The organism is Mesorhizobium sp. ESP-6-2 (assembly GCF_020164675.1).
Lineage (GTDB): Bacteria > Pseudomonadota > Alphaproteobacteria > Rhizobiales > Rhizobiaceae > Mesorhizobium.
The window spans coordinates 63841-88759 of record NZ_JAIUGT010000007.1 but is presented as its reverse complement, the minus strand read 5'-3'; the positions used below and the strand labels follow the sequence as shown (position 1 = coordinate 88759).

At 62.5% G+C, this 24919-nt stretch carries 26 protein-coding genes, 1 tRNA gene and 1 pseudogene; 20 read left to right on the top strand and 8 right to left on the bottom strand.

All coding sequences use genetic code 11. From position 1 onward, the window contains the following. The first annotated feature begins 48 nt into the window (after nucleotides 1-48). Nucleotides 49-546 carry an NUDIX domain-containing protein gene (locus LB532_RS19170; protein ID WP_140639780.1) on the top strand — a complete coding sequence of 166 codons (498 nt, stop codon included), beginning with the start codon at nucleotides 49-51 and terminating at the stop codon, nucleotides 544-546. Between the two features lies 1 nt (nucleotide 547). Here the strand turns inward: LB532_RS19170 and LB532_RS19165 are convergent, their stop codons facing one another. Beyond that, nucleotides 548-1540, bottom strand: coding sequence for a glutathione S-transferase family protein (locus tag LB532_RS19165; RefSeq protein WP_140639781.1), 993 nt, complete (start codon nucleotides 1538-1540; stop codon nucleotides 548-550). Between the two features lie 285 nt (nucleotides 1541-1825). Between LB532_RS19165 and LB532_RS19160 the strand changes: the two genes are divergently transcribed. The 5 genes from LB532_RS19160 to LB532_RS19140 all read left to right on the top strand — a co-directional run bounded on the left by LB532_RS19160 (nucleotide 1826) and on the right by LB532_RS19140 (nucleotide 5474). Further along, nucleotides 1826-2362 (top strand): GNAT family N-acetyltransferase, encoded by a 537-nt coding sequence (locus tag LB532_RS19160; protein WP_140549804.1) that lies wholly within the window; start codon nucleotides 1826-1828, stop codon nucleotides 2360-2362. A gap of 59 nt (nucleotides 2363-2421) precedes the next feature. Beyond that, complete coding sequence (locus LB532_RS19155) at nucleotides 2422-3183, top strand: 3-hydroxyacyl-CoA dehydrogenase (RefSeq protein WP_140639782.1); 762 nt, start codon at nucleotides 2422-2424, stop codon at nucleotides 3181-3183. A 67-nt stretch (nucleotides 3184-3250) separates the two neighbouring features. Further along, nucleotides 3251-4030: a HugZ family protein gene (locus tag LB532_RS19150; RefSeq protein WP_140639783.1), complete on the top strand. Its 780-nt coding sequence runs from the start codon at nucleotides 3251-3253 to the stop codon at nucleotides 4028-4030. Nucleotides 4031-4185: 155 nt separating this feature from the next. Beyond that, nucleotides 4186-4530 carry an ArsR/SmtB family transcription factor gene (locus tag LB532_RS19145; RefSeq protein ID WP_140496438.1) on the top strand — a complete coding sequence of 115 codons (345 nt, stop codon included), beginning with the start codon at nucleotides 4186-4188 and terminating at the stop codon, nucleotides 4528-4530. Nucleotides 4531-4670: 140 nt separating this feature from the next. Further along, the gene (locus LB532_RS19140) at nucleotides 4671-5474 is read left to right on the top strand and encodes a TrmH family RNA methyltransferase (protein ID WP_140639784.1); all 804 of its coding nucleotides are present in this window, start codon (nucleotides 4671-4673) and stop codon (nucleotides 5472-5474) included. Nucleotides 5475-5476: 2 nt separating this feature from the next. Here the strand turns inward: LB532_RS19140 and LB532_RS19135 are convergent, their stop codons facing one another. Beyond that, complete coding sequence (locus LB532_RS19135; protein ID WP_140639785.1) at nucleotides 5477-6625, bottom strand: hypothetical protein; 1149 nt, start codon at nucleotides 6623-6625, stop codon at nucleotides 5477-5479. Nucleotides 6626-6813: 188 nt separating this feature from the next. Then, nucleotides 6814-7350: a DUF1134 domain-containing protein gene (locus LB532_RS19130; protein WP_224518884.1), complete on the bottom strand. Its 537-nt coding sequence runs from the start codon at nucleotides 7348-7350 to the stop codon at nucleotides 6814-6816. Between the two features lie 385 nt (nucleotides 7351-7735). Between LB532_RS19130 and chpT the strand changes: the two genes are divergently transcribed. Further along, nucleotides 7736-8365 (top strand): histidine phosphotransferase ChpT, encoded by a 630-nt coding sequence (chpT, locus tag LB532_RS19125; RefSeq protein ID WP_224557074.1) that lies wholly within the window; start codon nucleotides 7736-7738, stop codon nucleotides 8363-8365. Nucleotides 8366-8605: 240 nt separating this feature from the next. After that, complete coding sequence (locus LB532_RS19120; protein ID WP_140639787.1) at nucleotides 8606-8974, top strand: PleD family two-component system response regulator; 369 nt, start codon at nucleotides 8606-8608, stop codon at nucleotides 8972-8974. 90 nt (nucleotides 8975-9064) lie between these two features. Here the strand turns inward: LB532_RS19120 and ctrA are convergent, their stop codons facing one another. After that, entirely contained in the window at nucleotides 9065-9760 is a 696-nt protein-coding gene (gene ctrA / locus LB532_RS19115; protein WP_006203583.1) for a response regulator transcription factor CtrA, read from the bottom strand. A 451-nt stretch (nucleotides 9761-10211) separates the two neighbouring features. Between ctrA and LB532_RS19110 the strand changes: the two genes are divergently transcribed. Continuing rightward, nucleotides 10212-10589, top strand: a complete 378-nt coding sequence (locus LB532_RS19110; RefSeq protein WP_140496101.1) for a flagellar export protein FliJ — start codon at nucleotides 10212-10214, stop codon at nucleotides 10587-10589. Nucleotides 10590-10650: 61 nt separating this feature from the next. Here the strand turns inward: LB532_RS19110 and LB532_RS19105 are convergent, their stop codons facing one another. Beyond that, entirely contained in the window at nucleotides 10651-10935 is a 285-nt protein-coding gene (locus tag LB532_RS19105; RefSeq protein WP_224557105.1) for a winged helix-turn-helix transcriptional regulator, read from the bottom strand. A 30-nt stretch (nucleotides 10936-10965) separates the two neighbouring features. Between LB532_RS19105 and LB532_RS30205 the strand changes: the two are divergent. Both LB532_RS30205 and LB532_RS19095 read left to right on the top strand, forming a co-directional pair. After that, nucleotides 10966-11079: pseudogene (locus LB532_RS30205) on the top strand (alcohol dehydrogenase catalytic domain-containing protein); the annotation flags it as partial. Nucleotides 11080-11357: 278 nt separating this feature from the next. Further along, a complete protein-coding gene (locus LB532_RS19095) occupies nucleotides 11358-11804 on the top strand; it encodes a zinc-binding dehydrogenase (RefSeq protein ID WP_246674438.1) in 447 nt (148 codons plus the stop codon). Nucleotides 11805-11870: 66 nt separating this feature from the next. On the opposite strand, the gene LB532_RS19090 is transcribed toward LB532_RS19095, so the two are convergent. After that, a complete protein-coding gene (locus LB532_RS19090; RefSeq protein WP_006203587.1) occupies nucleotides 11871-12146 on the bottom strand; it encodes a DUF1153 domain-containing protein in 276 nt (91 codons plus the stop codon). A gap of 288 nt (nucleotides 12147-12434) precedes the next feature. On the opposite strand from LB532_RS19090, the gene mnmA reads away from it, so the two are divergent. Then, a complete protein-coding gene (gene mnmA / locus LB532_RS19085) occupies nucleotides 12435-13625 on the top strand; it encodes a tRNA 2-thiouridine(34) synthase MnmA (RefSeq protein ID WP_140496104.1) in 1191 nt (396 codons plus the stop codon). Nucleotides 13626-13662: 37 nt separating this feature from the next. Here mnmA and LB532_RS19080 read toward each other — a convergent pair whose 3' ends face one another. Next, the gene (locus tag LB532_RS19080) at nucleotides 13663-14628 is read right to left on the bottom strand and encodes a Gfo/Idh/MocA family protein (protein ID WP_140639788.1); all 966 of its coding nucleotides are present in this window, start codon (nucleotides 14626-14628) and stop codon (nucleotides 13663-13665) included. A gap of 240 nt (nucleotides 14629-14868) precedes the next feature. On the opposite strand from LB532_RS19080, the gene LB532_RS19075 reads away from it, so the two are divergent. Beyond that, nucleotides 14869-14945 (top strand) — tRNA-Met (locus tag LB532_RS19075). A gap of 110 nt (nucleotides 14946-15055) precedes the next feature. On the opposite strand, the gene LB532_RS19070 is transcribed toward LB532_RS19075, so the two are convergent. Then, nucleotides 15056-15868 carry a helix-turn-helix domain-containing protein gene (locus LB532_RS19070; protein ID WP_140639789.1) on the bottom strand — a complete coding sequence of 271 codons (813 nt, stop codon included), beginning with the start codon at nucleotides 15866-15868 and terminating at the stop codon, nucleotides 15056-15058. Between the two features lie 107 nt (nucleotides 15869-15975). Here LB532_RS19070 and LB532_RS19065 point away from each other — a divergent pair, with 107 nt between their 5' ends. From LB532_RS19065 to LB532_RS19035, 7 genes are all read left to right on the top strand, one after another. Next, nucleotides 15976-18000: a CocE/NonD family hydrolase gene (locus LB532_RS19065; protein ID WP_140639790.1), complete on the top strand. Its 2025-nt coding sequence runs from the start codon at nucleotides 15976-15978 to the stop codon at nucleotides 17998-18000. Nucleotides 18001-18188: 188 nt separating this feature from the next. Beyond that, complete coding sequence (locus tag LB532_RS19060) at nucleotides 18189-19763, top strand: ABC transporter substrate-binding protein (RefSeq protein ID WP_140639791.1); 1575 nt, start codon at nucleotides 18189-18191, stop codon at nucleotides 19761-19763. 133 nt (nucleotides 19764-19896) lie between these two features. Next, the gene (locus LB532_RS19055) at nucleotides 19897-20835 is read left to right on the top strand and encodes an ABC transporter permease (RefSeq protein ID WP_140496109.1); all 939 of its coding nucleotides are present in this window, start codon (nucleotides 19897-19899) and stop codon (nucleotides 20833-20835) included. Nucleotide 20836: 1 nt separating this feature from the next. Continuing rightward, complete coding sequence (locus tag LB532_RS19050; RefSeq protein WP_224557069.1) at nucleotides 20837-21730, top strand: ABC transporter permease; 894 nt, start codon at nucleotides 20837-20839, stop codon at nucleotides 21728-21730. Beyond that, the gene (locus tag LB532_RS19045; protein WP_140639792.1) at nucleotides 21727-22746 is read left to right on the top strand and encodes an ABC transporter ATP-binding protein; all 1020 of its coding nucleotides are present in this window, start codon (nucleotides 21727-21729) and stop codon (nucleotides 22744-22746) included. Before LB532_RS19050 ends, LB532_RS19045 begins: the two co-directional genes overlap by 4 nt. Beyond that, entirely contained in the window at nucleotides 22743-23759 is a 1017-nt protein-coding gene (locus LB532_RS19040; RefSeq protein WP_140639793.1) for an ABC transporter ATP-binding protein, read from the top strand. The genes LB532_RS19045 and LB532_RS19040 overlap by 4 nt, the downstream gene beginning before the upstream one ends. Then, entirely contained in the window at nucleotides 23749-24885 is a 1137-nt protein-coding gene (locus LB532_RS19035) for a succinylglutamate desuccinylase/aspartoacylase family protein (RefSeq protein ID WP_181169366.1), read from the top strand. Before LB532_RS19040 ends, LB532_RS19035 begins: the two co-directional genes overlap by 11 nt. The last annotated feature ends 34 nt before the right edge of the window (nucleotides 24886-24919 follow it).

Here is a 24919-nt window from a genome sequence, read left to right as displayed (position 1 = left end):
CTTCATAGGCGACGCGCACGCGGCTTTCCACCCACGGTTTCGCGACTGATGGCGACCGATCCCGAGAGCACTTTGCGCCAGACCGGCTGGCCGGGGCTGCGAGCCGGGCTGTTCCATCTCTACTTCGTGCTGCGGCGGCCAATGACGCTTGGCGTGCGCGGGCTCATCCACGAAACGGCGTCCAACTCCCTCTTCCTTATCCGCCACACCTATGTGCCGGGCTGGCAGCTTCCCGGTGGCGGGGTCGAGATCGGCGAGACGATGGCCGAAGCGCTGGCGCGCGAACTGGCGGAAGAGGGCAATATCACGCTGACCGCTGCGCCGGTGCTGCGCTCGATGCATTTCAACCGCCGCGCCAGCCGCCGCGACCATGTCGGCCTGTACCTGATCGAAAAATTCAGCCAGACGGCCCCGAAACTGCCGGACCGCGAGATCGCTGAGGCCGGTTTCTTTCCGCTCGACCGTTTGCCCCAGGGTACGACCCCGGCAACGCTGCGGCGCATCGCCGAGGTTTTTGGCGGGAAGCCGCCGTCACCCTACTGGTAGTTCAGGCAGCCGCCTTGGCGAACCGTGCCCTGTCATGCCGCGCGCCGTAGTCAAGTTCCGGCCCCACAGGCACGATACGCGTCGGGTTGATCATTTCGTGGCTGCCGTAATAGTGCGACTTGATATGATTGAGGTTCACCGTGCCGGCTACGCCAGGCACCTGGTAAAGATCGCGCAGATAGTTCGACAGGTTCGGATAGTCAGCGATGCGGCGCCGATTGCATTTGAAATGGCCGACATAGACCGGGTCGAAGCGCACCAGCGTGGTGAACAGCCGCCAGTCGGCTTCGGTGATCCGCTCGCCGACGAGATAGCGCTGATTCGACAGCCGATGCTCCAGCGTGTCGAGCGCGGCGAATAACTCCCCGAACGCTTGCTCGTAGGCGGCCTGCGTTGTGGCGAAGCCAGCGCGATAGACGCCGTTGTTGATGGCGGGATAGACCAGCGCATTGACCGCGTCGATCTCGCCGCGTAGCGCCTGCGGATAGAAGTCGAGATTGGGGTCACCCCAAGCGTCGAAAGCTAAATTGAGCATCCGGATGATTTCGGAGGACTCGTTGGAGACGATGGTCTCATCCTTTTTATCCCACAGCACTGGCACCGTGACCCGGCCGGAATAGTTGGGGTCGGCCCTGGTGTAGATCTGGTGCAGGAAGTCCAGGCCGTAGAGCGTGTCACCTGTGGCCCCGTCCTGCGCCAGGAACGTCCAGCCATTGGCGCCCATGAAATGATGGACGACTGACACGGAGATGATGCCTTCAAGCTTCTTCAGCGCCCGGAAGATCAGCGTTCGATGCGCCCAGGGGCAGGCAAGCGAGACATAGAGGTGATAGCGACCGGGCTCCGCTTTGAAGCCGCGGCCGCGGCCTTCGGCAGGCGCCCCGTCACGAGTGATCCAGTCGCGCCATTGCGCCTGCGCCCGCACGAACTTGCCGCCGCTGCCTTTGGTGTCGTACCAGCGGTCCTGCCATTTGCCTTCGACCAGCAATCCCATCGCTTGTCCTTTCCTGTCTGGAGTGTCATGTAGGGCTCCAAGCCGTTACGTGGAATCGCCGGGCGCTGAACAGATCGTCAAGCACGTCGCGGCGCCCGTTGCTCTCTACTTGCAAACCGCCGATTGCAGCGGCGGGAAATTGATGCTAGCGGACACTCCGCATGTTCGATTTTGCTTTGATCCGGTTCGACCGACGACGAAAGGGCGCCCACGCTTGATAAAGCGCTGATTGGCGAATGCTGCCGTTTGCAGCAAACCTTTCCTCCTGTACCGGATGCAAAGACCATGAGCCTTGCCGACGTAGAATACCTGCCGGAAACTCCGGCGCATGATCCTCAGATCGAAGCCATCAATGACGAAGCCTTCGGGCCCGGCCGTTTTGTACTGGCCGCCTACAAGATCCGCGAGGCCGGCGGGCATGAACGCGCGCTGTCCTTCGTGGCCGTGGATGGCGATCTCGTGGTCGCATCGGTTCGCATGACCCGCATCGCCGCAGGCGCCGGACGCGCGCTGATGCTCGGGCCGCTCGCGGTGCGGCCGGCCTTCAAGAATCTCGGCATCGGCCGCCGGCTGGTGGCGATCGCGCTGGAAGCTGCCGCCAAGGCCCGCGCGCCCGCCGTCATGCTGGTCGGCGACGAGCCTTATTACGGACCGCTCGGCTTCAAGCGGATCCCGCGCGGCCAGATATCGATGCCACGCCCCGTCGATCTCGACAGGCTGCTGTCGCACGAGATCATGCCGGGCGCGGTTGCAAGGCTCACGGGCGAGGTCTGCCATGCCGACCAGGCCAGGGTCGCCGAGCACTTCGCCGCGATGGCTTGACCATTCGCGCCGATTGCGCGCCTGATCCACGCCTGACCCTCATGTGAAAGGATGACGCCATGAATCCGAACGGCGAGGTCGCGGTTGTTACCGGCGGCGGCTCCGGCCTTGGCGAGGCGACGGCGCGCGCGCTGGCCGCCAGGGGCGCCCGCGTCGCCATCTTGGATGTCGGTTTCGATCGGGCGGCCAAGGTGGCGGCGGAGATCGGCGGCATCGCCGTCCAATGCGATGTCGGCAGCGCCGACAGCGGTGTTGCCGCGCTTGCCGAGGTCACGGCCAAGCTGGGCGAACCGCGCATCCTGGTCAATTGCGCCGGCATTGCCATCGGGGTGAAGACGATCGGCAAGGATGGTCCCCATCCGCTCGATCAGTACCGCAAGGTGATCGAAGTCAATCTGATCGGCACTTTCAACATGATCCGCCTCGTCGCCGACCGCGCCGCAAAGCTCGAGCCGCTGCAGGGCGGCGAGCGCGGCGTCGTCGTCAACACCGCATCCGTCGCCGCCTATGACGGCCAGATCGGCCAGGCCGCCTATTCGGCATCAAAGGGCGGGGTCGTGGGCATGACGCTGCCGGTGGCGCGCGATCTTGCCCGTTCCGGCATCCGGGTCTGCACCATCGCACCCGGCATATTCAGGACGCCGATGATGGCCGGCATGCCGCAGGAGGTGCAGGATTCGCTGGGCGCCGCGGTGCCCTTCCCCTCGCGCCTCGGCGAGCCGTCGGAATATGCGGCCCTTGCCTTGCACATCATCGAGAACCAGATGCTCAACGGCGAGACCATTCGTCTCGATGGCGCCATTCGCATGGCTCCGAAGTAGCACTTGCCAGCCTGGCGCCATCGTCTGATAAGTGGAATAGACAAATCAACTTAACAGGGCGAGCATTTTGGCCGATCGAACGAAGGACGTGATCCGCGAGACCGACGCCGAGGCGATCCGGCTGGCCAAGACGCTCATGCGCCGTGCCCGCTTCGGCGCCCTGGCGGTGCTGGAGCCTCAGACGGGCTCGCCGCTGGCTAGTCGGGTCGGTGTTGCCACCGACATCGACGGCACGCCGCTGATCCTGGTGTCGCAGCTTTCGGCCCATACGCCTGCCATTCTTGCGGACCCGCGCTGTTCGCTGCTGCTCGGCGAGCCGGGCAAGGGCGACCCGCTCGCGCATCCTCGGTTGACGCTGATCTGCCGGGCAGCGCGGATCGAGCGCGGATCGGACGCGCATGCACGCGCCGAACGCCGCTATCTCAACCACAATCCGAAGGCCAGCCTCTATGCCGGCCTCGGCGACTTCTCGATCTTTCGTCTCGAACCGCAGCGCGCCAGCCTGAACGGCGGCTTCGGCAAGGCCTTCCTGCTTGATCGCACCGATCTCATCACCGACGGGCCGATCGTCGAGGAGCTGGCAGCCAGCGAGCAATCCGCGATCGACCACATGAATGCGGACCATCTCGACGCCGTCGCCCTCTACGCGCATCATTTTGCCAGGGCATCCGGCGACGGCTGGATCATCGCTGGATTCGATGCCGACGGCATGGATCTGGCGTCTGGCGACGATGCCAGCAGGGTCTTCTTTCCGCAGTCCTTGGTCACGGCGCACGAGTTGAGGCACGTCTTGGTCGACATGGCCAAGAGCGGTCGGGCGGCAACATCGACAAATAACTGCACTTAATTACGTTTGATCAAAAGCAACGCTTGAGATTTGAATGAAATGTTCTACCCTTTGGTTGTGGCGCTGACTCGTTGGCGACCATTCACAACTGAGTTTATGGATTCAGGCGCCATTGCCCCCATGGCGCCTCGATGAGCAAAGAGCATGGGGGATCGATGATCTCGACAAAGCTAATCGCCAACGCCGGATCGGCGGCCGAATTTCTGATGCTGATGGGCAATGAAAAACGGCTTTTGATCATGAGTTATCTGATCGACGGTGAAATGTCGGTCGGAGCCATCGCCGAGAAGGTGATGCTCAGCCAGTCCGCCCTGTCGCAGCATTTGGCAAAGTTGCGGGCGCTGGACCTTGTGGACACCCGCCGCGACCGCCAGATGATCTACTACTCCTGCAAATCCGACGCAGTGCGCGAACTGCTTGCCACGCTCGACGGCATTTTCGGCAGCGGCAAGGATGATCTGTCTCAGATGGCACAAAGGCTGCGCCGCGCCGGAACTTGAACGGCTGGTCGCGTAAACGTTTACGCCACCAGCGGCCTTCGGCAATGTGCGTCCATCCTGGGCGCGCAAAATACACTTTGACACTGCATCCGCGCATCGTGTTCTTGGCAACCGATTCCGATTGTCAGCCCGAGGCTCAGATGATCCTTGTCCACATCGACGATCCGCGGGATCCGCGCGTCGCCGCCTATCTCGACATCCGCGAGCGTGACCTCGCCGGTCGACAGGGCCGCTTCATTGCCGAGGGCAAGGTCGTGCTCGACATGCTACTGTCGGCCGCGCGCTTCCGCGCCGAATCGGTGCTGGTTCTGGAGAACCGGTTGGCCGGCCTCGAAGAAATCCTGCACAAGGCATCTCCTGACCTGCCGGTCTATGTCGCCGCCGGAGCTGTGATGGATGCCATTGCCGGTTTTCACATGCATCGCGGCATTCTTGCCATTGGTCGCAAGGAGGCGCCCCAGCCGGCCGAGGCCCTGCTGGACGGCTTGCCTGCCCGAGCATTGATCGTGGTGCTCGTGGGCATCGCCAACCATGACAACATGGGCTCGATTTTCCGCAACGCCGCCGCGTTCGGCGCCAACGCGATCCTTTTGGATGCGACCTGCTGCGATCCGCTCTATCGCAAGGCGATCCGCGTTTCGGTCGGCGCGGCCTTGAAGGTCCCATTCGCCTCGTTCAGCGACACCGCGCGGTTCGCCGCGACGCTCGACCGGCGTGGCTTTACCCAATTTGCGCTGTCGCCGCGCGGGACATCAGACATACGCGATGCAAAGCCGGCCGAACGCCTGGCACTCTACCTCGGGACTGAGGGCCAAGGTCTGCCCGAAAGCCTGCTCGCCCGTCTCAATACTGTTCGGATCAACATGTCGGAAGGCTTCGACAGCCTGAACGTGGCGGCGGCATCCGCCATCGCCCTGCATTATTTCTGCGCCGGCGGGGCCTGAATTCAATCTGCCGCAGCCGCCTTCTGCAACGCGCGCACGCGGTCGGCAAGGCTGGGGCCGCCGCTGTTCGGACGCGCATCCTGCTGCGCCTCCAGCGCCTTGGCGATCGGCGACCCCGGCCCTTCGAGCTTGGCTGTCAAGTTGACGACTTCCGCCGCCAGGTCATTCATCTGTTCGCGCAACATGGAACTTGCTTGGCGTGTATCGCCCTGCGGGCTGGCGGCCTCGGCGGCGGACAGATCCGCCTTCAGCCGCTTGTTCTCGCGTGCCAGCGCCGTCAGTCTGGCCTCCAGCCGCTCACGGTCGGCGTCGAGCCTGGCGATCGCCTTTTCGACGTCGTCGCGCCTGTCCGCCTGTACCTGCCCGCCGATCAACCGCAAGGCCGACGCGCCGTCCTCAGCCTTCGCTTTTTCGCGCTGCCGCGCCAGATCTTTCTCGCGGCGTTCGAGCTTCTCCTCTCGGTCGGCAAGCGTGGCGAGCAGCCGTTCGACTTTCTTGTCCAGTTCGGCGGTTTTTTTCCTCTCGGCCTTCAGCGCCTCACGCGCGGCCTTGCTTTCGGCCGCGATCTCCTGGTTGCGCCTGTCCGCCTCCTTGCGCTGGCCGCGCAGCAGCGCGATATCGCTGGCGAGCTTCTGCAACTCGGATTCGCGCGCCACGAGTTCGATCTGGCGGCTGCTGGAGGAGAAGCTGGCGTCGTCATACATGCGTTCCAGCTTCTCAAGCTCAAGCGCGCGTTTCTCCAGTTTGCGTTCGGTCTCCTTGAGCCGCTCGGACAGCCGGTGCAGTTCATCCTCGCGCTGGTGCAGCGCCGCGTTCTTGGCGGCCAGTTCATCGAGCACCTGGTTCTTGTCCATGCGCTCCACCGCCAGCCCCTTCAGGGCCTCGCGGCCGCGATTGATCTCGATGAGTTGCTCGGTCGACTTCTCGCGCAGCGCCTTGACGTTCATCTCGAGGCGGCGCGTCGCCATGGCGAACTCCGCCCGGATCCGATCCTTGTCGGCCCCGATTTCGGCTTGCGTCAGCGGGATCGAGGCTTCGATGCGTTTGCGCGTCAGGGCGACCGCCCGCCGCCAGATGGCCGGAGCCACCATCAGCGCCAGAAAGCCGGCGCAGAGAAAGCCGAGAGCAAAGAACAGGACCGACTGAACCAAGTGACTATCCGTTATCGCGCGCCGACATGCAACAATGCGAGGATCAAAAGCCGGTCGCGACCTTTGACCGTTACTCTGTTGGCATGACGGAAATCCGGCGCTGCGGCAAGGGCTCGCCGCGGCGCATATGGGTCATCGGATCTGGATTCTCATCGAAAGCGTATACACATTCCGGCCGTGACCTCGGGTCAGAACGGATTCCACGTCGCCCGTTCGGTAAGCTTCAGGTAGCCGAGATTGACGCCAAGCCGGGCGCCGACGCCGGTGCGGATCGGCACCAGCAGCACATTGTTGTTCTTCAGCACGTTGAATCCGACACCCGCCACCACATAGGCCGAGCCGGCGACGCCGCCATAACGGTTGTAGAGATTGCCGACGTCATCGAGATTATAGACGAGCATCATCACCCGCGATCCCTCGCCGCCGAAATCCCAGCCGAGCGACGGGCCTTGCCAGAACACTTTATGGTCGCCGGCATTCTTGGTGTAGAGCGTGCCTTCGCCATAGGTCAGGCCGCCGATGAGCGCGCCGGATCCTTCCTCGCCAAGCAGATAACCATTGGGCAAGCCATAGGAAGCAAAAATCTTCTCCACGACTGTGGCAAGGCCGCCCGATGTCGCGCCGAAGAACTTGTGACCGGAATCGACAATCTCCTGAGCGGTGTACTCCTGGGCCCGCAGGGCCGATGTCGAGAAGACGAGAACGCCCATCAGCGTGATCGCCATTGAGAGGACACGGAGAAAACTCCGGCCGTAGAATCGGGAAAACATGCTTCCAATCTCCGTCAGGGAGCACTTTCGCCGACGCCTCGCACCCGTACGGCTCTTTAGGCGGCCGTTAAGGATGGCTGTTAGGGGCAAACTATGCCGTAATCCTTTTTCAACCATTAAACTCGCACATGAAGATGGCGGTTCGAAGGCTGTTGGGGTCGTTCATACAGGCAAGCAGCCTGCGTGAACGCGCCATAGGCCCCAACGGCGATTTTGGGTTTGTTGCTGCACGCACGGGCGCTGTGTATTCAGAAGCCTGGGAAGAGAGCGTGATTCGTGTGGGCAGGCGACGATCGATCGCGCGGCCATGATTTATGGGATTTTGCAGGGATTTTCGCCGATGTCCGATCTTTTCACCCTTTCCGCACCCGATCTGGCGGCACTTTTGTGCAGCCGGGTCTGCCACGACATCATCTCGCCTGTCGGCGCGATCAACAACGGGCTTGAACTGCTCGATGAAGGCGGCGCCGACGAGGACGCCATGAAGCTGATCCGCCAGAGCGCCCGCAACGCCTCGGCGCGCCTGCAGTTCGCCCGCATCGCCTTCGGCGCGGCTGGTTCCGCCGGCATGCTGATCGACACCGGCGATGCCGAAGCCGTCGCTATCGCCTTCCTCAAGAACGAGAAGCCGGAACTCACCTGGAATGGAACCCGTGCACTGTTGCCCAAGAACAAGGTCAAGCTGCTGCTCAACCTGATCCTGGTCGCCAACGCCGCCATTCCACGCGGCGGCAAGCTTTCGGTGACGCTGGAGAATCTCGAGACCGAGCCTCGCTTCGCGCTTTCGGCGAGCGGCCCCATGTTGCGGGTGCCGCCGAAATTCCTCGAACTGCATTCCGGCCACAAGCCGGAAGGACCGATCGACGCGCATTCGGTGCAGCCTTACTATACGCTGCTTCTGGCGCGGGAGGCCAATATGACGATATCGATCCATGCGACCGCGGAAGAGATTGTGCTTTCGGCGGCTTGAGATTCGCGCAAACCAGCAGCGAAGTATTTCAGCGCTGTAATATTGGTTGAATGGACCTGCGGGCGAAAGATGACTTCGCCTGACAGCGCGAGCCAAAGCATCTGCAAGAAAAAGCTTGCAAACCGGCATCTTTGCAAAAATTTTACCTAATGGCTTTTCGGCTTCTTTACCAGATCGGTCTATGCTGTGCCGCAGATACCCGACGCGACCGGATTGCCACAAGGCAAAGAGGACCCGGAAATGAAACGCTGCATGTTCGTCGACGATTCTAGCGTCATCAGGAAAGTTGCGAAGCGCATCCTGGGCGGTTCCGATATGATGGTCATCGAAGCCTCCAGCGGGCTTGACGCGCTGGAGATGTGCGCCGCCGATATGCCTGATATCATCGTCGTCGACGGTGCACTGCCGGATGTACAGGCGGTCGACCTGATCCGGCGCGTGCGCGCCATGGAAAGCCCGACCAAGCCGCAGATCCTGATCTCGCTGGTCGAACTGGACATCGCCTCGATCATGCGAGCCAAGCGCGCCGGCGCCCAAGGCTATCTGTTGAAGCCGTTCAACCGCCCGCAGCTACTCGAGCGCTTTCGCACCCTGAAGATCGCTGCCTGATCCGTCGGATCGCGGTTACCACCGGTCTATGACGCAAAAACCCGGCTGACGCCGGGTTTTTGTTTGGAATTTCAATCGGGCGGCCGTCGCTCAGGCGCTGACGCGGATGTCTTCCGGTTCACGCAGCACATAGCCGCGGCCCCAGACCGTCTCGATATAATTCTGGCCGCCGGACGCGGCATCGAGCTTCTTGCGCAGCTTGCAGATGAAGACGTCGATGATCTTCAGTTCCGGCTCGTCCATGCCGCCATAGAGGTGGTTGAGGAACATTTCCTTGGTGAGCGTGGTGCCCTTGCGCAGGGAGAGCAGCTCCAGCATCTGGTATTCCTTGCCGGTAAGGTGCACGCGCTGACCGCCGACTTCGACAGTCTTGGCATCGAGATTGACCACCAGGTCGCCGGTGGTGATGACCGATTGGGCATGTCCCTTCGAACGGCGCACGATGGCGTGGATGCGCGCCACCAGCTCGTCCTTGTGGAACGGCTTGGTCATGTAATCGTCTGCGCCGAAGCCGAGGCCGCGCACCTTGTCCTCGATGCCGGCCATGCCGGAAAGGATGAGGATCGGCGTCTTGACCTTGGAAAGACGAAGCGTTCTCAAGACCTCGTAGCCGGACATATCGGGCAGGTTGAGGTCGAGAAGGATGATGTCGTAGTCGTAGAGCTTGCCCAGATCGACACCCTCTTCGCCGAGGTCGGTCGTATAGACATTGAAGCTTTCCGATTTCAGCATCAGCTCGATGCTTTGTGCGGTTGCACTGTCATCTTCTATCAGCAGAACACGCATTTCATTCCCCTTTTCTGCTGCCGGACCATCTTGCGACCCGTCCGGGACCGGAGCAGTGATTGCCTGGTGCAGAGGCTGCCATGGAATGGTTAACAAAACCTAATTCCACGTCGATGACGGTACCAGATTTTTTAACCACTTTCTACACCCTCTTGAATTTAATAATGAATCACAGGGCCAAACTGCTAATGCAACACATTAAAAACCTGGACTAAGTGACTCCAGGGACTCATCGACCTCGCTTCCATGTCGTCAGCTGGATTTTTACCCGGCCTTAAGTCCTGACCCGTATGATTAACAATGCCCGTAAACGAATGGTTACCGTCGGCAAAAAACTTTAGGGTTTTGTTTCCCATAGGGCGGGGAAAGCCGGTGGACACGGGCAGCGCTTGGGCCTTTCCAAGTGGTTTGGACGATATGTGCAGGTGTGCGTTTCCGGGAGTACCGAATCATGAAGTCACGTGAAAACCTCGTTCGGCTGAAACAGTTTCAGGTGAATGAGAAGCGGCGGCAGCTGCTGCAGCTCGACATGATGATCGCCGAATTCGAACGCATGGCCGCCGAGCTGGAGCTTCAGATCAGCGCCGAGGAAAAGAAGGCCGGTATCACCGACATCAATCATTTCGCCTATCCGACCTTCGCCAAGGCGGCCCGTTTGCGCCGCGACAACCTCAGAAATTCGCAAGGCGACCTCGCCCAGCAGCGAAGCGCCGCCGAATCATTACTCGGCGAAGCTGAAGCGGAGCTTTCCAAGGCGGAAATGCTCGAATCGCGCGACACCAAGATTCGCGAGGCCGAAACCGGCGGTCGTAGCGCGATGATCGGCTGAACCGCCCGATATCCGCATCTTTGAGCACGTCCAAGCGGGCACGCAACGCATTGGGCGAGCGCTAAACGGCCCACTCCCCTTCATTCACGGCCGCAGCCCGCGCCCGGGCCTTCTTGATGTCGGGAACGTGTTGTTCCGACCAGGATCTGATCTGGTTGAGCAATCCCGCCAGATTCTGGCCAAGTTCGATCAATTCATATTCGACCCGAGGCGGGACGACCGCAAACACCTCGCGCCGCACCAGGCCGTCGCGCTCGAGCACGCGCAACGTCTGCGTCAGCATCTTCGGCGTGACGCCTTCGAGCCTGCGGGCAAGCTCGCCATTGCGCTGCCGGCCTTTGCGCAGCGCCCGGCGCCCTCGCCCAACGCCGGCGAAGTGCTGGTTCGCATCAAGGCGGCCGGCATCAATCCGGTCGATGGCGCCGTGCGCGCCGGCTATTACCCGCTGCTCAGCGAACCACCCTTCATCCTCGGCTGGGACCTTTCAGGAACCGTCGAGGCGCGGGGGCCTGGTGTCAGCGGCCTGAATCCAGGTGACGCGGTGTTCGGCATGTCGCGCTTCCCAAAGCAGGCGGCAGCCTATGCTGAACTGGCCGCCGTGCCCGCCGATGAATCGCGCGCAAGCCCGCGCACGCCGATTACATCCAGGCAGGCGCATTGCCGCTGGCCGGGCCTCACCGCCTGGCAAGGTCTCGTGCGTCATGGCGCGCTGAAAGCCGGCCAGCGCGTGCTGGTTCACGCCGGGCCGGCGGCGTCGGCCATCTGGCGGTGCAGGTCGCCAAGGCGGGCGGTGCCTGGGTTGCCGCCACCGCCAGCACGGAAAAGTTGGATTTCGTCCGCAAGCTCGGCGCCGACGAAGTCATCGACTACACCAAGGATGATTTTACCGACGTGGCGAAGGACATCGACCTGGTGTTCGAGACGGTGGGCGGCGAGCACGCCCATCAATCGTTGAAGGTGCTCAGGAACGGCGGCGTGCTGGTGTCACTGCTCGACGTCAGCGACAAGACCAGGGCGGATGCCAAGGCGCGAAGCATCCGCGTCGAACGCATGTCCGTTGTTCCCGACCGCGAAGGCCTTCTGGAACTTGGCAGGCTCATCGATGCGGGAAAGCTTACCGTGCATGTGGCAAAGACCTTCCCGCTCGAACAGGCCGGCGCCGCGCACGCTTTCCTCGCCAGCAAGCCGGTCGGCAAGGTGGTGCTGACGGTCTGAAACGCGCAAATGCTGTCAAGAAACCAAAAGGGCGCGAATTTCGCGCCCTTTGCAGATTGTTGAGCGTCAGTGCCGGTATTGCTGGATGCGCGTCGTGCGCAGCCCGGCGAGGCCGTATTCGTCGATCGAGGCCTGCCAGGACAGGAACTCCTCGGTGGTCAGCTTGTAGCGCTGGCATGCCTCTTCGAGGCTCAAAAGCCCGCCGCGCACCGCTGCAACCACTTCCGCCTTGCGCCGGATAACCCAGCGACGTGTATTCGTCGGCGGCAGATCGGCAATTGTGAGAGGGCTGCCGTCAGGCCCGATAACATATTTGACTCGCGGTCTAACCAGATCGGTCATCGTACTCTCTACAAAAAACTCAAAGACCCAATCCCCACCACGTTACCGCCACAGCTTTAAAAATTGCCTAAGCAGACCCTAACAGCTAGGTAATGATCATGAACGCCGCGTTAGTCTTTTCGCAAACATTTGAAATATCTGCCGGGAAGTTCCGGATTCGCTCGAAAAATCTGCGCGGTCACCGGGCCGGCAGTTGCCCGCCGATCGGTCCCGCAAGCTGGCGCAGCCGCCAAGCTTGACCTATATTCGCGTCATTGGCATGCAAGCGCCGCGCAGAACGAAAGAACCATGAACAGCCTCGATCTCCCCGGACGTCCCGAAAACACCCGTATCGTCGTCGCCATGTCGGGCGGCGTCGATTCGTCCGTCGTCGCGGGTCTCTTGAAGCGCGAGGGTTATGATGTCGTCGGCGTCACCTTGCAGCTTTACGATCATGGCGCCGCGACGCACCGGGCCGGGTCCTGCTGTGCCGGGCAGGATATCGATGACGCCCGCCGCGTTTCCGAGACGCTCGGCATTCCGCATTATGTGCTCGACTACGAAGAGCGCTTCCGCAAGGCGGTCATCGATCCCTTCGCTGAGAGCTATGTCGCCGGCGAGACGCCGATCCCTTGCGTTTCCTGCAACCAGACGGTGAAGTTCGCTGATCTGCTGGCCACCGCCAAGGATCTCGGCGCCGACGCGCTGGCCACGGGCCACTACATTCGCTCCGGCGCCAATGGCGCCCATCGCGCGCTCTACAGGCCGGTCGACGCCGATCGCGACCAGAGTTATTTCCTCTTCGCCACCACGCAGGCGCAGATCGATTATCTGCGCTTTCCGCTCGGCGGCCTGCCGAAGCCGCAGGTTCGCGCCATTGCCGAGGAGATGGGCCTGACGGTAGCCGCCAAGCAGGACAGCCAGGACATCTGCTTCGTGCCCCAGGGCAAATATTCCGACATCATTGCCAAGCTGAAGCCGACGGCCGCCAATCCGGGTGACATCGTCCATATCGACGGCCGGGTGCTCGGCCGCCATGAAGGCATTCTGCGCTACACCATCGGCCAGCGCCGCGGCATCGGCGTGGCCTCCGGCGAGCCGCTCTATGTCGTCCATCTCGACGCCGAGCGCGCCCGTGTCGTGGTCGGGCCGCGCGAGGCGCTGGAGACGCACAAGATCTACCTGCGCAACATGAACTGGCTTGGTGACGGCGCGCTGGCCGACATGCCCGCGGGCGGGCTGGAACTGTTCGCCAAGGTCCGCTCGACCAGGCCGCCACGCCCGGCGATGCTGCGTCACGAGGCGGGCGTCACATCGGTCGAATTGGCCGATGGCGAGTCCGGTATCGCGCCTGGACAGGCTTGTGTGCTCTATTCCGACGACGGCAACGAGGCCCGCGTGTTCGGCGGCGGCTTCATCGAACGCTCCGAGCGCGGCGCCGAGGCCGAGGCGATGTTGAGCCGGCTTGCCGCGTCACCGGCGCAGGTTCCCGCCGAGTAGGCAACGATCTCTCCGCCGCGACGCGGCCCGGCCTTCTTCAGGGATTGGATTTGGTGTGCGTGACCGTACCCGCGGTCAGGATGCGCAGCACCCGGATCGCCTCCTCGCCGCTGGTGCGCGGTTCGGCCCGCGTTTCGATGCAATGGATGAAGTGCTCGAGTTCGCGCGTCAGCGGCATGCCTTGGCCAACCGCGACATAGGAGGGCTCATTGGTGGTGAACGCCCATTGGCCGCTGTCCTGCCAGACCGCGTGGCGATAGACGGCGAGCTTGCGCTCCCATGGTTCGACATCGTCGAAGACAGCCATCGCCTTGGTGCCGACCACGGTCAGCCGCCGTTCGCGGTAAGGGTTCAGCCGCGAGGCGAAGAGATGGCTGCGCAAACCGTTGGGAAAGCGCATGTGCAGATGCGCAAAGTCGCTGAGATTGTCGAGCAGCGCCGCCCCTTCGCCGCGCACCTCGATCGGTTCGGTGCCGGTGATGGCCAGGATCATCGACAGGTCATGCGGCGCCAGGTCCCATAGCGCATCGTTCTCGGTGTGGAATTTGCCGAGGCCGAGCCGGTGCGAATGGATGTAGCGGACCTCGCCGAGCTCGCCCTTTTCGATGAGCGCCTTCAGCGTCTCGAAGGCGGGATGGAAACGCAAGACGTGGCCGACCATGAAGACGCGGCCCTTGTCCTTCGCCGCCTGCACCGAGCGCTCGGCATCGGCAACCGTCAACGCGATCGGCTTCTCCACCAGCACGTCCTTGCCGCTTTCGGTGGCGCGCACCGCCATCTCGGCATGAAATTGCGGCGGCAGCGCCATGACGATGGCGTCGATGTCGTTGCGGACGAACAACTGGTCCGGTTCGATCGCGAGGCAGTCCTGTTCGCTGGCAAAGCCTTCGGCGCGGGCACGGTTGGCGTCGGAGACCGCGTGCAGCGCGCCGAGCGCCTTGAGGGTGCGGATGTGGTTGGAGCCCCAGTATCCGCAACCGAGGACTGCAATGCGCGGCTTCATCTGTTCTCAAACTCTAAAAACTCGTGGCCGAGACATAGCGACGTGCCTCTTCGAACTCAACCCCGGCGGCTGCAACCAATTATCGGCGCGGCAAAGCTTTTCGGCAGCGAGAATAAGCGCCCCTGCCGAGCGGTTCGAAGCTTGACAGGCTCACCCTCCCAACCTTATATCCGCGCGACCTTGGCGAACGCCTCGAAATGCCTTGCGATTTAAGGCGGATTTCGGGCCTTTCGCCGCCCTGGCGGGGTAGCTCAGTTGGTTAGAGCACGGGAATCATAATCCTGGGGTCGGGGGTTCAAGTCCCTCTCCCGCTACCATCTCTCACCTGTGTACGGCCCGGAGACATGGGTAGCAGTTTATGGGTGACAACCTCGTGCCGAACGGGTTGGACAGGCCCGCAGATGGCGGGTCGCGTTGCGAGGAACGTCTACACCTCTTCCGTCTCGAGCACGAATGTCCCAGTGGGGATGCGGTTGGTGATCATGGCGCGGATGCCGGCATCGATGGCGGGGTCATTTTCGTCGAACAGGCCGCAGGCCTGCAGCGCCTTGCGCTGGTCGACGGAGCGGCCGAGATATTCCAGAAGCACGACCGAGGCTGCGGGTCTCCGCCCCCGTAAAAGGGGCATGCCCGTCTGGATGCCGACCAGATAGGCGACGCTCGTCTGGTAGCTCGGATAGAGGATCACTTGGGTGATGCTGGTCTTGAGCAGGGTTTCGGATTCGAGCGCGAATATGCGATCGCCGAGCAGCAGCAGGGCGGCCGAATATTTCGAGGTCTTCACGCCATATTTGCCGAAATGGACGAGCCGTTCCATGCATTTCCAGAAATAGCGGCCTTCCTTTTCATAGATCACGACCAGGCATTTGATGATCTTGCCGGCATAGCCGAACGAGTAGAAATAGCGGAAATAGTAGCCGACATAGCGCCCGAGATCGCCGGAACGCTGATAGAGCTGCTCCATATGCACCAGCATGTCCGACGGCGCGTGGACGCCGAGCGGGCGGCGGCGCAGGCCGACGATCTCGGCAAAGCGCTGCTGGTCCATCAAAAGCTCGCCTTCGCTCACGCCGAAGAAATCGCAGATCTTGCGCATGTTGCGGCGGGACGGCCAGGTCTGGCCGCTCAGATATTTGTTGAACTGCTGGCGGTTGATCTGCAGGCGCCGGCACACGGCGGCGATCGACGGATAATAGCTGCACAGGAAGGCGAGGTTCTGGGGAAGCGGTTCGGTCTGCATGACCTAATGCATACTGACGCTAGAACAGTGTCAAGTCGCGAAGGGTCGCGAAATTGTGCGGCACCGCCGATTTGCCCAAAGTGGCGCTCTCCAACAGAGGCCTCGTCATGCGCACAGTGTCCAACTTCCCCCATCCGATCCGCTCGGTCGACCATTTCGAGATTCCGATGCCGGACGGCTGCCGGCTTGCGGCGCGCATGTGGCTTCCCGAGGGTGCCGAACAAAAGCCGGTGCCGGCTATCCTGGAATACATTCCCTATCGCAAGAACGATCTGACCGCCGCGCGTGATGTCGTCATGCACCCCTACGTGGCCGGCCACGGTTACGCCGTTGTGCGCGTCGACCTGCGTGGAACCGGCGATTCCGAAGGGCTGATGCTCGACGAGTACCTTCAGCAGGAGCTGGACGACGGCTGCTCGGTCATCCAATGGCTGGCCGCCCAGCCCTGGTGCGACGGCAACGTCGGCATGATCGGCATCTCCTGGGGCGGCTTCAACGGATTGCAGATCGCCGCCATGCGGCCGCCGGCGCTGAAGGCGGTGATCAGTTGCGCCTCGACGGACGACCGCTACGCCGACGATGTCCACCACATGGGTGGCACGCTGCTCATCGACAATCTCTCCTGGGCGGCGATCATGTTCGGGCGCAACACGCTGCCGCCCGACCCACACAACAAGCCGGACAATTGGCGCGCTTTGTGGCACAGCCGGCTAAAGGAAAGCGGGCTATGGCTGAAGAACTGGCTGGAGCACCAGCACCGCGACAAGTTCTGGAAACACGGTTCGGTCTGCGAGGATTTCGGCGCGATCACCTGCCCGGTCTACGCCGTCAGCGGTTGGGCCGATGGTTATTGCCGCTCGGTCTTCCGCCTGATGGAAAAGCTGCAGGGCCCGCGCAAGGGGCTGGTCGGGCCATGGGCGCACACTTATCCCCATATCGGCAAGCCTGGTCCTGCCATCGGCTTTCTGCAGGAATGCGTCCGCTGGTGGGATCAGTGGCTGAAGGGCCGTGACACCGGCATCATGGACGAGCCGATGCTGCGCTTGTTCATGCAGGATAGCGCCTCGCCGCAAACTTCCTACGAGACGCGGGGCGGACGCTGGGTCACGGAGCCGGCATGGCCATCGCCGAACATCGAGCGGCAGTCCTTCTTCCTTTCCGGCAACGGGCGCCTGTCCATGCGTCGGGCAGACGATGCGGCCGGAACGCAGACGATCCGCTCGCCCTTGTCGGTTGGCCTGCGCGGCGGCAAATGGTGCTCCTATGCCGCGCCCGGCGACCAGCCGGCTGACCAGCGCGGCGACGATGCCGGCAGTCTGGTCTATGAGACGCAAGAGCTGGCGCACGATGTTGAGATCGCCGGCGATGCAATGCTCGATCTTGTCTTCGAAAGCGACAGGCCCGTCGCCATGGTGGCCGTCCGTCTTTCGGATGTCGCCCCCGATGGCGCGACGACGCGCGTCAGCTACGGCCTTTTGAACCTGACGCATCGCGATAGCCATGAGAGGCCCGAACCGCTCGAACCGGCAAGGCGCTACCGCGCCTCTGTCCCCTTCAAGCACGTAGCACAGCGCTTCAGCGCGGGGCACCGCATACGCCTTGCCATCTCGACAAATTACTTCCCGATCGCTTGGCCTTCGCCCGAGCCGGTCACGCTCACCGTCCATCCGGCGGATTGCCGCCTTGAACTTCCGGTCCGTGTCGGAGGCGCCGGAGATCCGGCACCGGCACCTTTTGCCGAACCCGAAGGGGCGCCACCCTTACGGGTGGAGACGATCTCAAAGGCGCAAAAGGGTTGGACGATCACCGAGAATCTGGCAGTCGCTTCGACCGTCGTTGAGATCGACGAAGGCGCCGGCACCTATCGCATCGTCGACAACGACCTAACCATCACCTCGCTCGGCCGCGAACGCTATTCCTTCCGCAGCGACGATTTCGGGTCGGCCCGGGCCGAGGCGAAATGGGAGTTCGAGTTTTCGCGCGCTGATTGGCGCATGCGTTCGGTGACCGAAACGACCATGACCGCGACGCCATCGCACTTCCACGTCGAGGCGCATCTCGAGGCATGGGAAGGCGACGAGCTTGTCCACGAACAGAAATGGACCGAGGCGATAGAGCGTCGCCTGCTGTGACATTCGCGAACTGACGCTAATCTCGCTCACATCTGCGTCGGCAGCGAAATTGACCGGCCTGCCGGCTGAATTGAAGAATGCGCCGTCCGAACTCGCGGCCCATCAGGCGGCGCGGTACCAAAAAGGAGGGATCCCGGCAATCGCCGGGAAACCCGCTCAGTTGAAAGGGGAACGAAATCGTGAATGAAATGAAATTGAATCGCAGGCATTTCCTGCAGGCCGGCGCCGGCCTCGGCGCGGGGATCATCGCGTCCGGCCTGCCCTTGTCGCAAGCCGTATGGGCGGCCGAAGGCAAGGTGCTCAAGGCCCGCGCCTATTCCGATATCGACAAGCTCGATCCTGGCTTCTACCAGAACGCGTACAATGTCGACGTCATGAACTGCATCTACACCAAGCTTACGCGCTATAAACCGGGTTCGGAGTGGGGCTGGGAACTCGAAGCCGCCGAATCCGTCGAGCAGATCGATCCGACGCACATCCGCTTCCGCCTGAAGAAGGGCATCAACTTCACTGGCGGATTTGGCGAAATGACCGCCGAGGACGTGAAGTTCTCGTTCGAGCGCGTCATCCAGCACAATTCTCCGGTCAAGGGCGACTGGGGCCCGCTTGACCGCATCGAGATCGAGGACGACCATACGGGCGTGATCGTGCTCAAGACGCCGTTCGTGCCGCTCTGGAACATCACTCTTCCCTATGGTTGCGGCCACATCGTCTCGAAAAAAGCGGTGACGAGGGCAGTTGCCGACGGCGGCGATTTCGGCATGAAGCCGCCCTGCTATTCAGGTCCCTACGTGCTGTCGGACTGGAAGCCGAACCAGCTCGTCCTGTTGACCCGCAATCCCGAATGGAAAGGCCCCAGGCCGGGCTTCGACGAAATTCATATCCTGCCGATGAGCGATATCAAGACCGCCGAGCGCGCCTATCAGGCCGGCGACATCGACTTCACCGATTTCAGCCTCGATTCGCTGGCGACGTTGAAGGACAGCCCGCCCGAAAACACCAAGATCGAAGAAAAGCCTTCGCTCTACTATGTCTATATCGGCATGAACTCGGACCATCCGAAGCTGAAGGACGTTAATGTCCGCAAGGCGATTCAATGGGCCATCAATGTGCCGCAGATCATGGACGCGGCCTATTCAGGCCAGGCCCAGGTCGCCACCGGCCTCATCGCTCCGGGCTTGGTGGGACACCGGGAAAAAGCGCTGGTGCCGCCGGAGGGCGATCTCGAAAAGGCGAAGCAGTATCTGGAGAAGGCCGGCATCACCGAACTCAGCCTCACCATCGACGCGCTCAACGTGACCACCTTCTCCACGATCGCGGAAATGGTCCAGGCGCAGCTGTCGCAGATCGGCATCATGGTCGAGGTCAATGTTCAGGATTCCGGTTCGTTCTGGACCATCGGCATGGAATCGGAAGGCGAACGCTGGAAGGACATGCAGCTGATCGTGCAGCGTTTCTCGATGGTGCCGGACCCCTATTACGCCACCACCTTTTTCGTGCGCGACCAGGTCGGTGTGTGGAACTGGGAGCGCTTCCGCAGCGAGCGCTTCGACGAACTCAATGCCAAGGCGGTGACTGTCGAAGACCCGCAGGAACGGGCCAAGATGTACTATGAGATGCAGGACATCATGGAAGATTCCGGCTCCTACCGGTTCCTCACCCATGAAGGCTCGCCGATCATGTACCGGACGACGCAACTCGAGGCCGAGACCCGCCCAGACGGGCGGCCGCTCTATCTCGGCTTTGAGCCGAAATCGGCTTAGGGGCAAATTCCAGGAAAAATGCGTCCCGGTTTTCCATCCGGAACTGCAAAAAACAAAGGGTTAGAGCGGGTCGGCGATTCAATCGAACGCTGAACCGCTCTGACGCGGTCGCCGGGACAGGCTGAGTCAGAACATGTGGTTATATCTTGGCAAGCGTATCGTGCTGGCGGCGGCAATCGTCGTCGTTGCCGTTACGCTGCTGTTCCTGATGATCCAGGCCGTTCCCGGCGATCCCGCCGCGGTCCTGCTCGGGCCGCGTGCGACGCCGGAACTGAAGGCGCAATTGCACGAGGAAATGGGCCTCGACAAGCCGCTGCCCGTGCAGATCGTCTCATTCTTCGGGGGGCTGCTGCATGGTAATCTCGGCACCGATGTCTTTACCCAGCGCCCTGTCGCGGCCATCGTTTTCGAGCAATTGCCCTACACGATCGAACTGATCCTGGTTTCGATCGCCTGGGCCGTTATCGTCGGTGTGCCGCTCGGCTGCTATTCGGCGCTGCGCCGCAACTCCGTGATCGACAAGGTCGTGGGTGTATTCGCGGTCGGAACCATCGCCATCCCGTCCTTCGTCATGGCGATCTATGCGCTGTTGATCTTCTCGGTCGGCCTGCGCTGGCTGCCGGCCATCGGCGCCGGCTCAGGCTTCCGCGACGGGTTCGTCCATCTCATCCTTCCAGCCTTCGTCGTCGGGATCGGCTGGGTGGGCTACATCTCGCGCATCGTGCGCGCCTCCATGCTGGAGATTCTTGGCGAGAACCACATTCGCATGGCGCGCTCCTTCGGCCTTTCGGAGCGGCGCATCGTGGCGCGCTACGCGCTGCCGCTCGCGATCCTGCCGACAGTGACGATCATCGGCGTCGGCATGGCGCACCTGCTCTCGGCGGCCGTTTTCGTCGAGGTGGTCTTCGCCCGGCCCGGCATCGGTGCTCTGATCGTCAAGGCGGTGGATTCGCGCAACTATCCGATCGTCATGGGCACGGTCCTCGTCACCACCGTTCTGTTCGTCATCTCCACGACGCTCGCCGACCTCGTCAACGCGGCGCTCGATCCAAGAATCCGTGAGAATTTGTAGCGTGTCCGAAGTTCAACTCATTCGCGAGGCGGTCGATGAACGCAGCGGGCCGGGCGCGGCTGCCATGTTCCTGCGGCAATTGCGCAAGTCTCCGCTCGGCATGATGGGCGCCGTGCTGGTCGTGCTGATGGTGGTGACCGCGGTCTTCGCCACTTGGATCGTGCCTTACGATCCGATCAAGATAATGGTCGGGCCCCGGCTGGCGCCGCCCTCTTTGCATTTTCTTCTCGGCACCGATCAGTTGGGACGCGATGTCTTCTCGCGGGTCGTCATGGGCGGAAGGATCGCGCTGCTCGTCGCCTTCGTCTCGTTGGGCGCCTCGCTCAGCGCAGGGCTTGTGCTCGGCCTCATCGCCGCCTTCGGTCCACGCTGGCTGGACAATCTGCTGCTGCTGGTCTTCGACACGATCCGCTCCTTTCCGGTCATCATCTTCGCGTTGGCAGTGGTGACGCTGCTCGGGCCGAGCCTTGCCAGCGTCATCTTCGTCGTCGCGATCACGTCTGTGCCGATCTATGCGCGCGTGGTGCGCACGCAGGCCCACGCACTGCGCGAGAGCGAGTTCATCACTGCGGAGCGCGCCATGGGCGCCGGCATCGTGCGCATCCTTGCCGTGCACGTGCTGCCCAATGTGATCGGGCCGCTGCTGATCCTGGTCAGCATGGATGTTCCGCTGGTCATCACGCTGGAGGCCGGCATGAGCTTCCTAGGCATGGGTGTCCGTCCGCCGACGCCGGACTGGGGAACCATCCTCAGTGACGGCTATGGCTATATCCACAAAACGGTGTGGCTGGTGATCGCCGGCGGCATCCCGATCGTCATAACCACGCTGGGCTTCACTTTCCTCGGCGAGGCGCTGCGCGACATTTTCGACCCCAAGCTTCGGAAAGACCTATGAACCCCGGCGCTCAGGCAGGACATTCTCCAAACCGCGACCCGCTCCTGGCGATCCGTGGTCTGTCTCTCGATTTTGGCACGCCGCGCGGTCGCGCCCATGCACTGCGCGATATCCATATCGATGTGCCGGCGGGCGAAGTGGTCGGCATCGTCGGCGAAAGCGGTTCGGGCAAATCGACGCTCGCCTATGCCGTGATGGGGCTGCTGGCGGAAAATGCCGAGATGGTGAACGGCGCCATCCTGTTCGAGGGGCGCGACCTGCTCGGCATGGCTCCGGCGGAGCGGCGCGGCTTGCTCGGCAACCGCATGTCGATGATCTTCCAGGACCCGATGACGGCATTGAACCCGGTTCGCAGCATCGAAAGCCAGATGATCGATATCCAGCATCACGAGGGCGGGTCGCACCGGACCAAGCGCCAGCGTGCGCTGCACATGCTCCATCGGGTCGGCATTCCGGACCCGGAGAGCCGCATCGGCGGCTATCCGCACGAGTTTTCCGGCGGCATGCGCCAGCGTATCTGCATCGCCATGGCGCTGCTGGTGAAGCCGGCGCTGCTCATCGCGGACGAACCGACCACAGCGCTCGACGCGACGCTGGAGGTGCAGATCATCCATCTGTTGAAAGAGCTGCAAAAGGAGATCGGCTGCTCGATCCTGTTCGTCTCTCACCACCTCGGCGCCGTCGCCGAGCTCTGCGACCGGGTGGCGGTCATGTATGCGGGCGAGGTGGTCGAATACGGCACCGTGCGCGACATCTTCCGCCAACCGGGGCATCCCTATACGCGTGCGCTGCTCGAATGTGATCCCGGACGCATCAGGAAACGCACTCGCCAGTTGCCGACGATCCCGGGCGAGGTGCCGAGCCTCCTCGGTACCCAGGCGGGTTGCATCTTCCGTCGGCGCTGCCCGCAAGTTTTTACCCGGTGCGTGGATGACAGTCCCGTCCCGTGCGCTATCGGCGCAACGCACACCGCACGCTGCCATCGTCTCGACGACACCCTGGTGGTGCCGGCATGAGCCCCCTCCTTTCCGTCGAGGATCTTCGCGTACGCTTCCGCACCATGGGCCCGCTGAAGGCGCTCGCCAGCGGCGTTAAGAACCCGTTCGTGGATGCCGTCTGCGGTGTCTCCTTCGAGATCCGCAAGGGCGAAACGCTCGGCCTCGTCGGCGAAAGCGGTTCGGGAAAATCCACCATCGCCCGCGCCATTATGGGCCTCCGGCCGCCGATGAGCGGCACGATACGCTTCGATGGTCAGGTACTGAACGGCCTCGCCCCGACGGAGCGCAAGCCGCATCTTCGGCGCATGGCGATGATGTTCCAGGATCCGGTTGGATCGCTGTCGCCGCGGCTCACTGTACGCTCGCTGCTGATGGAGCCTTTCCGCATTCACGACGTTACCGACCGCGACCCCGCCGCCGAAGCGGAACGCCTGCTCAACATGGTCGGCCTGCCCGCCGACTTCGGGCGGCGATATCCACACCAGCTTTCCGGAGGCCAGGCGCGGCGCGTCGGCGTGGCGCGGGCCCTTGCATTGCAACCCGATCTTATCATCGCCGACGAGCCGACTGCGGGACTGGACGTGTCCGTTCAGGGTGAAGTCCTCAATCTGCTTGGACGCTTGCAGGGCGAACTCGGCATCGCCATTCTCATCATCACGCATAATCTCAATGTCGTGCGCCACATGACCGATCGCATGGCGATCATGTATCTCGGCCGCTTCATCGAGGTCGGCTCGACTGAGCGGATATTCGCGCAGCCGCGCCACCCCTATACGGAGGCGCTGCTGTCGGCCAATCCGGAACCCGACCCGGACGCCGTGCTCGACAGGGTCGAGCTCAGCGGCGAGGTGCCGAGCCTGATGACGCGCCCAACGGGCTGCGAGTTCCACACCCGCTGCCGCTATGCGCAGGGCATCTGCAAAAGCGTCTTCCCGTCCCGGGCAGCCGACCGGGAAGATCCCCGCCATGTCTTCAATTGCCACTTCCCGCTATCGGAACGTGCGCTCGCCGGAGCCACCAATGTCTCGTGAAATCCTCGATGTTCCTCTTGCCAACGGCACGCCGGGCACCCAACACAGCGTGCGCATCATCCGGTATGGTGCCGCCGACGCGCGCCCGAAAGCCTATATACATGCCGCGCTGCATGCCGACGAAGCGCCAGGGCTGCTGGTATTGCACCATCTGGTCGAGCAGCTTGACGCCGCCGACGCGCGCGGCGAAATCCGGGGCCAGATCGTCGTCGTTCCCTACGCCAACCCGCTCGGCCTGGCGCAGTTCGTCAATGGCGATCATCTGGGGCGTTACGATCTGGCCAGCGGCCGGAACTTCAACCGCAAATGGCCTGATGTCGCCGGCGAATTGACCATCCGACTTGCCGATCGGCTCGGAAGCAGCGCCGACGACAACACGGTGCTCGTCCGCAGCACGATCCGCGAAATTCTCGACGAACGCGGCGCAGGGCAGCCTGTCGATTCCCTTTACACCGCCTTGGCACGCGAGGCTTTCGATTCCGACCTTGTGCTGGATCTGCACTGCGACGACGAAGGGCTGATGCATCTGTTCGTGCGGCCCGAGATCTCGGCCGCATTGTCCGACCTTGCGCGGGAACTCGGTTGCCGGGCGGTTTTCTCACAGGGTTCGTCGGGCGGCTCAACCTTCGCCGAAGCAAGCGTCGAGCCTTGGATCAGGCTTGCGGCTGCCCTTCCCGATAAGGTGATCCCGATCGGCTGCCTCGCCGCGACGGTGGAACTGCGCGGCTTCATCGACATCAGTGATGAGATGGCGTCGGCTGACGCTTCCGCCTTGCTCAACGTGCTTCGCCGCCGCGGCTATGTCGCGGGGGAAGCGGGCCTGCCGCCCGCTGCGCTTTGCGAGATCACCGGCTTCGACGCGTGCGATGTGGTTCGCACGCCCGCTTTCGGTGTCATCGTCTACCGCGCCGAACTGGGTGAACGCGTCACTTGTGGACAGCCGATCGCGGACATCGTCATGCCTTCCTCCCTCGGTCACGACGCGCGCGTGACCGTGCGGGCGCGCACCGACGGGCTCGTGGTGACGCGAAGGCTGAAGAAACTCGTCGCCGCCAATCAGGTCATTGCCAAGGTGGTGGGCCAAAAGCCTCTGGCCCACCGGACAGGCTATCTGCTGGAGGATTAGACCAATCAGCAGGCACTTCTTGCCCGCAGATCGA

Bases quoted from the DNA above. Each gene is read 5' to 3' on its own strand.
- LB532_RS19080 (WP_140639788.1), bottom strand. From the start codon at position 14,628: ATGAAGCCGCGCATTGCAGTCCTCGGTTGCGGATACTGGGGCTCCAAC.
- LB532_RS19120 (WP_140639787.1), top strand. From the start codon at position 8,606: ATGAAACGCTGCATGTTCGTCGACGATTCTAGCGTCATCAGGAAAGTT.
- LB532_RS19055 (WP_140496109.1), top strand. From the start codon at position 19,897: ATGTGGTTATATCTTGGCAAGCGTATCGTGCTGGCGGCGGCAATCGTC.
- LB532_RS19070 (WP_140639789.1), bottom strand. From the start codon at position 15,868: ATGCAGACCGAACCGCTTCCCCAGAACCTCGCCTTCCTGTGCAGCTAT.
- LB532_RS19165 (WP_140639781.1), bottom strand. From the start codon at position 1,540: ATGGGATTGCTGGTCGAAGGCAAATGGCAGGACCGCTGGTACGACACC.
- LB532_RS19060 (WP_140639791.1), top strand. From the start codon at position 18,189: ATGAAATTGAATCGCAGGCATTTCCTGCAGGCCGGCGCCGGCCTCGGC.
- LB532_RS19145 (WP_140496438.1), top strand. From the start codon at position 4,186: ATGATCTCGACAAAGCTAATCGCCAACGCCGGATCGGCGGCCGAATTT.
- LB532_RS19170 (WP_140639780.1), top strand. From the start codon at position 49: ATGGCGACCGATCCCGAGAGCACTTTGCGCCAGACCGGCTGGCCGGGG.
- LB532_RS19035 (WP_181169366.1), top strand. From the start codon at position 23,749: ATGTCTCGTGAAATCCTCGATGTTCCTCTTGCCAACGGCACGCCGGGC.
- LB532_RS19155 (WP_140639782.1), top strand. From the start codon at position 2,422: ATGAATCCGAACGGCGAGGTCGCGGTTGTTACCGGCGGCGGCTCCGGC.
- chpT (WP_224557074.1), top strand. From the start codon at position 7,736: ATGTCCGATCTTTTCACCCTTTCCGCACCCGATCTGGCGGCACTTTTG.
- LB532_RS19140 (WP_140639784.1), top strand. From the start codon at position 4,671: ATGATCCTTGTCCACATCGACGATCCGCGGGATCCGCGCGTCGCCGCC.
- LB532_RS19090 (WP_006203587.1), bottom strand. From the start codon at position 12,146: ATGACCGATCTGGTTAGACCGCGAGTCAAATATGTTATCGGGCCTGAC.
- LB532_RS19040 (WP_140639793.1), top strand. From the start codon at position 22,743: ATGAGCCCCCTCCTTTCCGTCGAGGATCTTCGCGTACGCTTCCGCACC.
- LB532_RS19045 (WP_140639792.1), top strand. From the start codon at position 21,727: ATGAACCCCGGCGCTCAGGCAGGACATTCTCCAAACCGCGACCCGCTC.
- LB532_RS19130 (WP_224518884.1), bottom strand. From the start codon at position 7,350: ATGGCGATCACGCTGATGGGCGTTCTCGTCTTCTCGACATCGGCCCTG.
- LB532_RS19110 (WP_140496101.1), top strand. From the start codon at position 10,212: ATGAAGTCACGTGAAAACCTCGTTCGGCTGAAACAGTTTCAGGTGAAT.
- LB532_RS19065 (WP_140639790.1), top strand. From the start codon at position 15,976: ATGCGCACAGTGTCCAACTTCCCCCATCCGATCCGCTCGGTCGACCAT.
- LB532_RS19160 (WP_140549804.1), top strand. From the start codon at position 1,826: ATGAGCCTTGCCGACGTAGAATACCTGCCGGAAACTCCGGCGCATGAT.
- mnmA (WP_140496104.1), top strand. From the start codon at position 12,435: ATGAACAGCCTCGATCTCCCCGGACGTCCCGAAAACACCCGTATCGTC.
- ctrA (WP_006203583.1), bottom strand. From the start codon at position 9,760: ATGCGTGTTCTGCTGATAGAAGATGACAGTGCAACCGCACAAAGCATC.